The following is a 12871-nucleotide window of genomic DNA, read 5'->3' as shown; positions in this document are numbered from 1 at the left end:
TCAACAAAAAAAGAAGAGTTTATTTTAAACTCTTCTTTAAAGGCTTCATATTAAATAGCTATCCATCAATAAATTCTAATACTTCATTTCCCTTGATATAAACACCTTTATATCGTCTAAGTAGAATCAATTTATGACCATATCTAAAAAGCATGGTTTCAAACTTCTCACGATTTTTTTCAAAGTCATCCGACCAGTTATACATAGACCTTAGCATACTTAATGTAGGTGTATAATGACATTTTTCTAGACCACATACCTGCTTAACATATCTACTCAGAATTCTTACCCTACGCTTCCATAATGGTGGATCCAAAAAAATAATTTTATCTGCAAGATCTAAAAGCTCATGACAACTTTTTCTATAAGTACCTTCAATAATCCAATCACCTTGCTGGTCTATCTTCTCTATGATCTTTTGCTGTTCTTCCGGTGTTCTTTTATATCTTACGCCATCTTTTTTCCCATATATAATGCAGTCTAGTTCATAAAAAGGTATGTCTAGTTCTCCTGACCACCTTCTAGCCAATGTTGTTTTACCACTTGCCACTATCCCTACAATATAAATTTTCATCGTGTTCTCCCCCAACACCTATTACTTTTATTTATTAAATATAAAACGTTCAACATCCTCTCTTATAGGCTGTAATCTTTTTGCAACAGGGCTTGCAATAAGCTCTTTTTCAATCATTTCATCTAGCTCCTCTAAGCTTACCCACTTAGCATCTACAGTTTCGCCTTCTTGCATCACTAATTCATCGATTCCTATATCTTTTCTTATAATGTACAAATCTACAAAAGCACTTTCTTCTTTTATTGTTCGTAAAAAGTGAAGTTCTTCCTCTTCTACCTTTATACCTGTTTCTTCTAAAAGTTCTCTTCTAGCACCTTGTCTACTTGTTTCTCCTGCTAAGACTGAACCTGCTGTATTCTCCCAAAAGTTTGGGTATTTATCTTTTTCCGGATGTCTTAATGTAGTAAGTACTTCATGTTTGCTATTTACAGTCCAGATACTAACAACGATATGGTATTCACCTCTTACCATTGGTTCTGGTCTATTATGTGTTCTATTTAAAGGTTGTCTTTGTTCATTATATAAATCCCATTTTTCCACTGTATCTATCCTTACCTTTCATCTTATATGGCAACTACCTGTCTGAATATTTTTATTATATCATAGGATCCCTCTCTCTATTCTTAATTTTATCTTACAATTTCTTAAGGTAGCAAAAAAGCCATTACATCTTCATGCAATGGCTCTTGTTATCTTCATCTATTCTAACCATTTAATCAGTTACAAGGTTTTGTATCCAAATACCTTTTCTCAGTAATACATAACCTAGTATACATTTGAAAATATCAACTAGCTGGCACATTAAGTATACGACTAAAATATTAATGCCTGTATAGTAGGCTAACATAAAAGCTAAAGGTATACTTACTAACCATAAATAAACACTATCAAATATAAAGGTGATAATCGTCTTACCACCTGAACGAAGTGTAAAGTAAGTCGCATGTAAAAAGCCGTATATAGGCATACATATGGCTGCAATACGTATAAACCAAGCTGCTAAATCCTTAACTTCATCTGTCGTATTATAAAGCATTGGGAATGCTGGAGCGACAACTACCATAACCCCTCCTAGTATTAAGCAACAACAAACAGAAAAGAAAATCATCTTGTAAGCTGTTTCTTTCGCTTCATCCATTTTACCTGCACCTAATAGCGGGCCTACAATAATCGCTACTGCATTACCTAATGCTAAAAATACTATGTTAAATAAATTGGCTATAGTATTGGCTATATTAATCCCCGCTACTACTGATAATCCTCTAACAGAGTAACATTGCATCAATACTGCCATACCACCTGCCCATAATCCTTCATTAAGTAAAAGTGGCATACCTTTTATGATAATTTTATTTGTGAGGGCTAGTGGTACCCTTAGTGTTTTATAAGCACCTTGTATAAATGGATTCTTTTCGTGATGTCTATGCGTCCATACCACTACAATAAGACACTCTATAAATCTTGCAATGATCGTACCTATAGCTGCTCCTGCAATGCCTAGTTTGGGGAATCCAAAATGTCCAAAGATTAGTAAGTAATTTAAAACTAAGTTTACTAATACTGCAGCAATCCCTGCCTTCATAGGTACTATAGTTTCTCCTGTCTCACGTAAAGTACCACAATACGCTTGTGAAATGGCAAAAGGTATAAGCCCGATTAACATGATACGTAAATACTCTTCTCCATATGTAAGCGTATTACCAATGTCTCCTGAGCTACTTCCTTCATGTAAGTAAAGGGCAATTAAACTACTTCCACATGTACCAAAAATCAATATTGCAATAGCTGTAATCATTGCACAAATAATAATTTTGAAACGAAAAGTATCTCGTACCCCTTCATGATTTTCTTGACCAAAAAATTGTGCTGTAAAAATCCCAGCACCTGATATCCCACCAAAAATACATAAATTAAACACAAATAGCAATTGATTAACAATGGCAACCCCAGACATAGAATCTGTCCCCACTTGACCCACCATAATATTATCTATTAATCCTACAAAGCTTGTAATTCCGCTTTGAATCATAATAGGCACTGCAATGGCCAATACCATCTGATAAAACTTTTTGTCACCTATCAATTTCTTCATGATAGTTCTCCCCCTGGCATCTTCGCTTATTTCATTTTCATATTATTTTCTCATAAATACAAAAGACACACAAGTGATTATTCTCCATCAACTTATGTGTCTTCTCTTACATCTCATGTTATCTATTCTTTCATCATTCCTTTGAATGAATAGGTATTTAAAAAAGTCTATGTTTACCATACAAACTCAACTTTTTTTAATCCGTATTGATCTGCAATCTGATAACCCTCTTCAACTTTTGCAATAATATCAGTTGGTTTATGTGCATCTGAATTAGCTAGTACCTTGCAATCATACCCAGCTGCTAGCTCCCAGAATCCTTTTAGTGGATACTGTTTTCTAGAACCTTGTGGTGTCATAATCTCTGGTTTTCTTAATCCGTATCCATTAATCTCTAATGGCATATTATAGTGACTTGCTGCTTCAATAATATATTTAGAGGCTGCAATCGCTTCTTCATCCCATGGTAAATAAAAGTGTCCAAACACATCCGGATGTGCTACAAACTTAAATAATCCTGTTTCCATTGCTTTTACTAGATAGTTGGCATAGAGTTTAAGCTCTTCTTTATCACTTTTAACCATACCTAGCCTATTCCATGGTGAAGTTCCATGAATCATATGCCCTGCTAAAATTAAATAATCTGCCCCATATTGTCCTCTTAGCACTTCATTATAAAATGAACTATAATCTTCAATAAATTCACATTCAAACGCCTTTAGCAGTTTGATTTGTGGATATTTTGTTTGTGCCTCATCAATCTGCTTAATATAGTCATCTAATTCCTCATATGCCATTCTTACTTCTGGCCAAAGGCTATTATTTGGAAATGGAGTATGATCTGACATCCCTAGTATTTCTACACCTGCACTTACTGCTGCTTCTACGTAATCTATAACTTTTCCTGTTGCATGCTTACAACGTTCCGTATGCGTATGATAATTGGCTAACATAATAAACTCCTTTATGGTCCGACATTCATCGCTACCCATTATAGCACACTATTTTTCCTTTTTGTATACATAGCTACAGATCATCGTTGTAAGTGGTGAGACAATCACTAGACCTATACAGCCTACAAATGTATGTAAAATTTCACCTGCAATAGATTTGGAATTTAAAATACTTATCATTGGTGTACCTTGTGCCATATAAACCATCATAACTGTAATAAAACTTCCCATATAAGCTAAGAGTAATGTTGTCGCTTGAGATCCTACTACAGACCTTCCGATTCTCATACCTGACACCCAAATCTCTTTGCTTGATATGTCTGGCTTTTTCTCTACCACCTCTTCTAGTGCAGCAGATAAATCCATTGCTAAGTCTACAATCGCTCCTGAACAAGATAAGTAAATTGCAGCTTGATAGATTTGTGTTAAATTTAAGTTTTCAAATCCCGCGTATAGTAATGATTCAGACCACGCCATAACCGTTCCATCTATTTTAAAGATGGCTCCAAACCCCATTGCCATAAAACATGTCAATATAGAAGCGAGCCCCGTACCTGCTATTGCACAGTAAGCCTTCTTTGTAAACCCTCCAACTAAGATTAAAGTTACTGTAGCCATTGTTAACCCAATAACTAATCCTAATATCATAGGCTGATAGCCTTTTAAAAGCATTGGAATTAGTAATTTCCATATACAAAGTAAACTAAAGATAAAAGATATAATCGTTCTAATACCTACTGTTCCAGAGAAAATAAGTAATGCTGCCATAAATACAAGTACAATAAACCATTCAGCAGATAGCCTATAATGGTCAAGCATATTCACAAATAGGATTTCTCCTGATTGAGATTTTTCAACTAATACAAGTGCTGTATCACCTACTTGAAATAACTTATCAAACTCTAACTTACCTGTTAGAAGATTGACTGCCTCTACTTGTTCCCCTTTAAAGGTTCCACCTAATAATTCTACTTGGCACACTTGGCTTCCTTGTCTAAGTAGACCATTGTTATATACTGTACTTTCGTTAGTTTCTAAGACCTTTGCCTTAACACTTTCTGCATTGACATACATTTGTTTTTCAAACCCTGTAGGAATGATAAGTAGTATGCCTATCAATATAAGACATAAAAGCGAAAAGATAACATTTTTATTTTTGAGAGCTGCTTTCATTGATCACCTTACTCCTATCCATTGATTCTATATTTCAAGTCTAACCATCCTATAGACTTATTCCTATTTAAACTATAAAAGGTGAGGATAACTTTTATTTTTAAGTCCCCTCACCTTTTACTCCATTTAGACTTTTTTTAATAACCCAACCTTACTTACTGCTATGTATTACTTATTCAAGACCACAGATTGTTACAAGTTTATTGAAGATATCTGTGTTATCATAAGCACCACTGAAAAGTTCTTGACCTTGGCCCATTGCGTATACTGGTACTGGTACACCTGTATGTGAGTAAGAAGTCCAGCCAATACCTGCTTTATTATTAAGAAGGTGTGTAAGTGTTACACTAAGTGGTTCATATCCACCGTAGAGAATACCTGCTTCTTGGTCTTTAGAGCGATCTGCTGATGCTTTCATTGTTTCTTCAAATGCTTTTTCTAACTTGCTGTATTCATAATCTGTAAGCACAAACTCAGGGTTTTTGCTTGCATCTTTATCTTTTGATGTCATAAGCCCAAAGTTTTCTTTAATCGTTGGAAGAAGATCTTCAAGTTTTGCTGACGCAACATCTGTAGTTGCTTTGTAATCAGCAATTAATTTATCAAACTCTACATAACTCATTGTTTGATTTTCTAACATATCAAATGTTGTATTGTAACCAGTTGTTGAGTATCCGATGCTCATACCACCTGTTTCATGGTCACCTGTTACAAGGATTAAAGTTTCTTCTGGATGTTTGTTTGCAAAGTCTATAGCTACTTGAATGGCTTCATCTAATGCAATAACATCCCCAATGTTACTTCTTGCATCATTTGCATGACCTGCCCAGTCAATTTTTCCACCTTCAACCATCATGAAGAATCCATCTTCATTATCTAATACTTCAATACCTTTTTTAACGAAATCTTTAAGCTCTAAATCCCCTTTTTCACTATCAAGCGCATAGCTCATAGCGTTTGAATCTTGAAGTTTTGGACTGATTGCATAGACTTTACCAGAATCATTATTTAATGCTGCAATTTCTTCGTTTGTATCAGCAATTGTATAACCATTTTCTTCTATAATTTCAAATGCACTTTGTTGATCTTTGTTTTTGCCGTTTGGTTGTGCTAAAGAACCACCTGCAAAGTAATCAAAATCACTTTCAGCAAGTTGGATTGCAATATTGTACATATTACTTCTTGATACTTCATGAGCATAGAAAGCAGCTGGTGTAGCATGGTCAATAGAAACACTACTTACGATACCAATTTTATAGCCATCTTCTTTAAGTTTTTCTGTAATACTTTCTGGTTTTGTTTCTTTGTCAGCGTTGTAACCAATTACACCACTATGTGTTTTAACCCCACTAGAAATCGCTGTAGCTGTTGAAGCTGAATCTGGACAGAAAGATGTAGAATCTTGCGTTGTTGCTGAACCTACAACTGGGAAGCTACTTACTGCAAGTTTACCTAAGTTAATGCCTCCTTTTTCTGTCGCACCTTTGTATACTTGTGCTGCATTAAGCTGTACATAAGACATACCATCCCCAATGAATGTAAAGATATATTTTGGTTTCTTATATTCTACCTTCTTGGTATTTGCTGCAGCAGCTGCTACGATTGGTGTTGGACTTGCTTGCATTTGTGTTACCCCTACAAATGATGATGCAAGTACTGCCATTCCTACTAATGCTATAACGAATTTTTTATTTAATTTCATGTTTTGATTTCCCCTTCATTATCTGTTTTCTTCAGTTAAAAGAATAATATTATGAGGTTAAATCCACATTGGACAAATATTAGATTTATATTAAATCTTTGTTAAATAAAAAAAGACTGCATAGGCAGTCTTTTATAGAAATCCGGCTTCTTTATAAGTCTCTAACATTTTAAGTAAATAACTTAGTGTACAGAACTCTTTGTCTAAACGTGGTTGCATAATTTTGAATCCACGAATAAGTGCTTTTTCCTCGTAGTGTGCAAGTAAACGCATTACACTAAGTGTATTAATGTCACCATCTTTTGTATCTAGTACACGTGAAGCTTTCACATATTCATTTTCCATAAGGCTTAAGATGGCAGCTCTAAGTTCTTCACTCATTTCAAGTTCTGGCATACTCTCATAAACTATAATACCTTCATCATTTAAGTTTAAGTTAGCTGCTACACTTACATCTGTATTTAGAAATACTGTATTTTTAAATGTTGCTCCACTGAAGTCTGCACCATTTAAGTTAACCCCTTCAAAAATAGTATCTTCAAATTTAGCTTGTTTGAATTTACTCTTCTTACAATTTGTTCCTACTAATTCAGCTGATTTAAAGGTACATTTATAGAAGTTACATCCTTTGAAATGTGCCCCTCTTAAACTGGTAAAGTCAAAATTTGAACCTGAAAAGTCTACATCAAAACAATTACTTTTCTTTAAGTTATTGTACATGAAGTTCTTCTTAAGCTTTTGTGTATTCTTAAAATTAATAGCCATGTATCCTCCAGCTAAAACAAAATGTTTTAGTTTCCTATTTATTATCTTCTTATACTATATAGGATAATCGATTAAAGTCAATCCGCAAGGTATATTCAGATATTATTTTAGTGATGCTGAAGTCTATGCATCTAGGCTACTTTCCTCTTTTTTACGTAATACGGTTGTTTTAAGGAATATTCCTAAACATACTATCGCAAAGATTGCGCCTACTGGATAAGAAATAGCTGTTGAAAGCTTAAAGCCCTCTGGCGCTTGTAAAATATAAGTACAAGAAACAGCTGACATAAAGGCTGCTGGTGCTGCTGCAATCCAATATTTTGCTTTGCTCTTATAAAGATATACCGCTGCTGCCCAAAGTGCGATCATGGCTAATGTTTGATTTGACCAAGAGAAGTATCTCCAAATAATATTAAAATCTATTTGTGAAAGAAGTCCACCTACTGCTAAAAGTGGCACTGCAAGGATTAATCTATTTTTCATTGGTAATTGATTTTTGCCCATCCAGTCTGCAAGGGTAAGTCTTGCGCTTCTAAATGCGGTATCACCAGAAGTAATAGGACATGCAATAACACCAATCATCGCAAGTACGCCACCCATAGGCCCTAAAAGTTTAAATGAAATATCATAAACAACACCTGCTTGACCGCCCATTTCAGTTAGTGCTGCTGATAAACCGCCTGTTGTTTCATAGAAGGCAACACCTGCTGCTGCCCAAATAAGAGCAATAATCCCCTCTGCTACCATTGCACCATAAAATACTTTGCGTCCATCTTTCTCACTTTTAATACAACGTGCCATCATAGGTGATTGAGTTGCATGGAATCCTGAGATGGCCCCACAAGCAACGGTTATAAACATCATTGGCCAGATTGGTAAATTATCCGGATGCATATTAGTAAGTGTTAACTCTGGAATATGATATCCCTGTACTAAAATACCACCACCGATTCCGAGAGCCATAACAATAAGAGCTACTCCAAAAACTGGATAAATCTTTCCGATTAATTTATCAATAGGTAATAATGTTGCTAAGAAATAATATATAAGTACTACAATAAGCCAGAAATTAGTTGTAAGTGTATCGGGTGTAAGTCTTGCTAGCAATCCTGCTGGTCCTGTCATAAATACTGTACCAACTAATACGAGAAGAACCACAGAAAAAATACGCATGACTGTTTTCATACCATTCCCTAAGTACATACCTACTATTTCAGATATACTTGCACCATTATGTCGTACAGAAATCATACCTGATAAATAATCATGTACACCACCAGCGAAGATGGTTCCAAATACAATCCATAAGAATACAACTGGTCCCCACAATGCACCAAGTAGTGCACCAAAGATTGGTCCAAGACCTGCTATGTTTAGAAGTTGTATCAAAAATATACGTCCTGTTTTCATCGGTACAAAGTCTACACCATCTTCCATCGTGCTTGCTGGTGTCAGCCTGTCATCAGGGTTAAATGCCCTTTCAACTATTTTTCCGTAAACAAAATACCCTCCTATAAGTAGGGCAAGTGCAACAAAAAATGTAATCATAAATATCCCTCCTTGTTTTATTATATATTAACAAATTTATAACAAAACGTCAGAATTTTATGTTTAAAATGTATATACTCTTGTTTAAAAGGTTTGATTTCACGTTTTAAATGCACAGTTTTAACTTAAAAAGTATTCTTTCAATTTCTTAATATGATTACGACTTACAGGAAGGGCTTCTCTCTCGAATCCTCTAAGCTTAACAACGTACATATTATTAAAACTTGGTTCTATTTCTGTTACATACTTTAAGTTAATCATATAGCTCTTATGTATCCTTAGAAAATGTTCCTTCCCTAACTTTTCCTCAAAATACTTTAAGGGTTGGCCACTTTGCAGTGTACCCTTAAAAGTATGTATTTTGCACGCACGTTCATCTACTTCTATAAAGGCAATCTCTTTAATATCCACTAAATTTAACTTTTTATCTGTACCTATAGCCAGCTTTCCAATTTCTCTTGCTTGTTCTTTTACCTGTAATGCTTCTATAGATTGATCTCTTAAAACTTGCTTTCTCTTATGTTGCCTCATAATCTTCTTCATAGTAAGCTCTATTCGCCTTTCATCAAAGGGCTTCATAATATAATCTATTGCTTCCATTTCAAAAGCTTTTACAGCAAATTCATCATACGCAGTAGCAAAAACAATACTTACCTCAGGTAGAACGCCTTTGACTAAAGCCGCTAACTCTATGCCTTGTACATCTCCTAAGTTAATATCTAAAAAAATCACATCAAAAGGTATCTCTAAAACTTTTTTCATAAGACCTTGTCCACTATTTGCCTCTTCAATCTCAACATAAGGCAAATACTTTTCAATAAGATATCTTAACTCACTTCTCGATGGTCTCTCATCATCTACAATAGCAATTTTCATGCTACTTCCCCCTTTCTCATCAAAGGTATATGTATGGTACAAATGGTACCTTTACCTATATTTGAATCAATTTGTAAACCATTCTGCTCTCCATAAACACTTTTTAACCTTCTATGTACATTAGATAAGCCTACTTTCCCTTTTGCCATTTTATTTTTGTAGAGATCTTCTAGTAAACCTTCTTCTATCCCTTTACCATTATCACTTACTGTAATGATAACTTCTTGTGCTTGTTGTGTGACAGCAACGATTACTTTACCGCCCTCTGCTCTACTCATGGCACCATGTTTCACAGCATTTTCTACAATAGGTTGTAAAATAAAGTTGGGCACTGTACAGCAAATCCCTTCTGGCATGTCTATTTCTACTTGTAACCGCTCTTCAAACCTGGCTTTTTCTAACTGTAAATAGGCTTTAACATGCTCTATCTCCTTAGCTAAACTTATAGAATCTAAGCTTTCCTCTAAAGTATTTCTAAAATAAGTACTTAACACAATAAGTAACTCTCTTGCACGCTCTGGTTTCTCCCTACACAATGCACTAATTGTATTTAAAGCATTAAAAAGAAAATGAGGATTAATTTGAGATTGTAAGGCTTGGTATTCTGCCCTTTGCCTTAACTTAATTTGATTATCTAGTTCTGCTAACTCTAATTGGGTTGAAAATAATTTGGCTAAACCATCTACAAAGCCTATTTCTGCTTGTATGGCCTTCTTAGATTTGTTAATGAGAACAACCATGCATCCTAAGCATTCATTATGTTTTATAATAGGTGCAATGACTACTGTAAACATCTTAAAAGATTTAAAGATTTTTTCCCCTAGCTCATGCTTATCTGCTACTTGTATCTTACCTGTTATACATGTTGTCTTAATGAGTTCCTTTAAATAGGTACATTGACTAAACTGTGCCTTTTCTAATAATCCTGCACAACTTAATATTTCTTGTTCATTTGTCATGGCTACTCCTGATACATCAGACATCTTTAAAATAGTTTGAGCCATATCCTGTAAATTTTGTTCATTATAAAATCCATTTTTAAAATAGGGTAAACATCTATCGACTATTTTTAAAGACAGCTTAATACGTGTTGCAGCTTCATAGTCTCTCTCCATAACAATAAAATCTAAAATATTAATAAAGACTCCTACACCTACTGCATTTAGAAATACCATAGGTATAAAGATTGCTTTTACCACTTCTACTGCTTGATTAAATGGCCTTGCTACAAGCAAAATGACACTCATCTGTACCAGCTCAGCCAAAATAGTAACACCTATTATATACATCCCTCTTTGTTTTGATTTCTGTATACGATTTGAGAATAATCCTGCTATTAGCCCTTCAAGTATAGTAGAAATGGCACATGCTGTTGCCGTAAATCCACCTATATTAATAAGGTATCTATGTACACCTGCTATAAGTCCAGCACCTACACCTGCTACAGGCCCCCCAATAATTCCTGCTGTTACAATAGCAATAACCCTTGTATTTGCTATTGCACCTTGTACGCTGATTCCTGTATAGGTTGAAACAATCCCCATTCCTCCAAATATAACTGCCAAAATAATCTTTGAGTATAATCTGTCACTATCATTAAAAATAAAATCTTTTATTATAGGAATACGTGTAAATAAATAAGCCATAAAAACCAACATACTAATATTTAAACAAATATTTCTTAATATTGGATCCATCATTATCACCCTAAAATTGTATTTTATTTTCTAACTTTTTAAATTTATTATAGCATAAATATTAAGGTTTGTTCATTCTATAATCCTGTTCATTTCTACACATACTATTTCTATATTAAGAAAGGAGTTTAATAAGATGAAAACAGGCTGGAAAGTACTTATTGGTATCATTATTGTAATTGTACTCCTTGCTATTCCTACTGTTGGCAGTTACAACAATCTGATTACGCAAGAACAAAATGTCAATACAACGAAGTCCAATATCGACACACAACTTCAACGTCGTATGGATCTTATTCCAAATCTTGTAAATACTGTACAAGGCTATGCAACTCAAGAAAAAGAAATTTTTACAGATATTGCCAATTCTAGAAGTAAACTTGCTGGTGCGACTGATGTAAACGAGCAAGCTGCGGCGGATAGTGAATTAAGTAATGCTCTATCTAGATTACTTGTCATTGTAGAACGCTATCCTGACTTAAAGTCTAATCAGAACTTTCAAGACTTATCTATTCAGCTAGAAGGTACTGAAAACAGAATCGCTATTGCAAGACAAGACTATAATACTGCTGTAGCAAGCTATAACAATCAAAAAAGACGTTTTCCTACTAATATTGTAGCTTCCCTATTTAATTTCCCAGATTATCCATTATATACAGCTACTGCTGGCGCTAATGAAGCACCGATTGTAGACTTCTCTGGCTGATTATGCTAAATAAATCTAAACATTGGAAGCTCATAACTTTAGTTCTAATAACTGTTACACTTTTGAACTTTGCTTCTTTAGCTGCTATACCATCTCTCCCCTCACCTACAACATACAAATACATTAACGATTATGCTGGCGCAATCTCTAAGCAAGGTCTAGATTATTTTGTAGAAGTAGGTACACAAGTAGAGCTCTCAACAGGTGCACAAGCTATTGTTGTTGTGGTTCCTTCAACTGAAGGTATTCCTATTGAAGACTATGCCATTAAACTTTTTAGGAGCTGGGGTATTGGTCATGCCGAGGAAGATAATGGTTTGCTTATTCTCCTTGCTACAAAGGATCAGCGTTGGCGCGTTGAAGTAGGAAGAGGATTAGAAGGTCTTATTCCTGATGCACTTAGTAATCGTATTATGACCAATATAGCAAAACCCGAATTTATAGAGGGCCGCTATGAAGAAGGTCTTATAAAAGCTTATGATAGCTTTAATGCTATTTTATTTGAAGAATATGCCGTTACGCCTTCTACAAATACACAACCTCATAAACAAACTTCTATTGCACCTATCATTATTGTCTTACTTCTTCTAGATATTGTTCTAAATAGAGGACGTATTCTCTCTAGCCTACTACAAATCTTCTATATTTCTAGTATTACTGGTGGTGGCAGAGGTCGTGGAAATGGTGGTGGTCCTGGTGGATTTGGAGGAAATGGTGGTTTCGGAGGCGGCTCTTCTAATGGTGGCGGCTCAAGCGGTGGATGGTAATAAAAAAGAGGTCGCAAC

The 12871-nt window shown here is 34.7% G+C and carries 12 protein-coding genes; 2 read left to right on the top strand and 10 right to left on the bottom strand.

Annotated features, from left to right (window positions below):
- Positions 1-58: 58 nt before the first annotated feature.
- The 10 genes from PBV87_RS15845 to PBV87_RS15800 form a co-directional block, all read right to left on the bottom strand.
- Entirely contained in the window at positions 59-574 is a 516-nt protein-coding gene (locus PBV87_RS15845) for a P-loop NTPase family protein (protein WP_271012904.1), read from the bottom strand.
- 27 nt (positions 575-601) lie between these two features.
- Positions 602-1114 (bottom strand): NUDIX hydrolase, encoded by a 513-nt coding sequence (locus PBV87_RS15840; protein ID WP_271012903.1) that lies wholly within the window; start codon positions 1112-1114, stop codon positions 602-604.
- A gap of 172 nt (positions 1115-1286) precedes the next feature.
- Positions 1287-2666 (bottom strand): MATE family efflux transporter, encoded by a 1380-nt coding sequence (locus PBV87_RS15835; RefSeq protein WP_271012902.1) that lies wholly within the window; start codon positions 2664-2666, stop codon positions 1287-1289.
- Positions 2667-2839: 173 nt separating this feature from the next.
- Complete coding sequence (locus PBV87_RS15830) at positions 2840-3619, bottom strand: histidinol-phosphatase (RefSeq protein ID WP_271012901.1); 780 nt, start codon at positions 3617-3619, stop codon at positions 2840-2842.
- Positions 3620-3667: 48 nt separating this feature from the next.
- Complete coding sequence (locus PBV87_RS15825; RefSeq protein ID WP_053985942.1) at positions 3668-4792, bottom strand: YibE/F family protein; 1125 nt, start codon at positions 4790-4792, stop codon at positions 3668-3670.
- 172 nt (positions 4793-4964) lie between these two features.
- Positions 4965-6494, bottom strand: a complete 1530-nt coding sequence (locus PBV87_RS15820) for an alkaline phosphatase (RefSeq protein WP_271012900.1) — start codon at positions 6492-6494, stop codon at positions 4965-4967.
- 132 nt (positions 6495-6626) lie between these two features.
- Positions 6627-7259 (bottom strand): pentapeptide repeat-containing protein, encoded by a 633-nt coding sequence (locus PBV87_RS15815; protein WP_271012899.1) that lies wholly within the window; start codon positions 7257-7259, stop codon positions 6627-6629.
- 123 nt (positions 7260-7382) lie between these two features.
- Complete coding sequence (locus tag PBV87_RS15810) at positions 7383-8807, bottom strand: carbon starvation CstA family protein (RefSeq protein ID WP_271012898.1); 1425 nt, start codon at positions 8805-8807, stop codon at positions 7383-7385.
- A 120-nt stretch (positions 8808-8927) separates the two neighbouring features.
- Positions 8928-9683 carry a LytR/AlgR family response regulator transcription factor gene (locus tag PBV87_RS15805; protein ID WP_053985946.1) on the bottom strand — a complete coding sequence of 252 codons (756 nt, stop codon included), beginning with the start codon at positions 9681-9683 and terminating at the stop codon, positions 8928-8930.
- A complete protein-coding gene (locus PBV87_RS15800; protein ID WP_053985947.1) occupies positions 9680-11380 on the bottom strand; it encodes a LytS/YhcK type 5TM receptor domain-containing protein in 1701 nt (566 codons plus the stop codon). Before PBV87_RS15800 ends, PBV87_RS15805 begins: the two co-directional genes overlap by 4 nt.
- Before the next feature lie 136 nt (positions 11381-11516).
- Here PBV87_RS15800 and PBV87_RS15795 point away from each other — a divergent pair, with 136 nt between their 5' ends.
- Together PBV87_RS15795 and PBV87_RS15790 are read left to right on the top strand one after the other, a co-directional pair.
- Positions 11517-12086 carry a LemA family protein gene (locus PBV87_RS15795; protein WP_271012896.1) on the top strand — a complete coding sequence of 190 codons (570 nt, stop codon included), beginning with the start codon at positions 11517-11519 and terminating at the stop codon, positions 12084-12086.
- 2 nt (positions 12087-12088) lie between these two features.
- Positions 12089-12853, top strand: a complete 765-nt coding sequence (locus PBV87_RS15790; RefSeq protein WP_271012895.1) for a TPM domain-containing protein — start codon at positions 12089-12091, stop codon at positions 12851-12853.
- The last annotated feature ends 18 nt before the right edge of the window (positions 12854-12871 follow it).

The sequence above is a fragment of the Holtiella tumoricola genome (assembly GCF_027857615.1).
Taxonomy (GTDB): Bacteria; Bacillota; Clostridia; order Lachnospirales; family Cellulosilyticaceae; genus Holtiella; species Holtiella tumoricola.
Note: the sequence above shows the minus strand (reverse complement) of the source record. Positions and strands in the feature narration are given on the sequence as shown.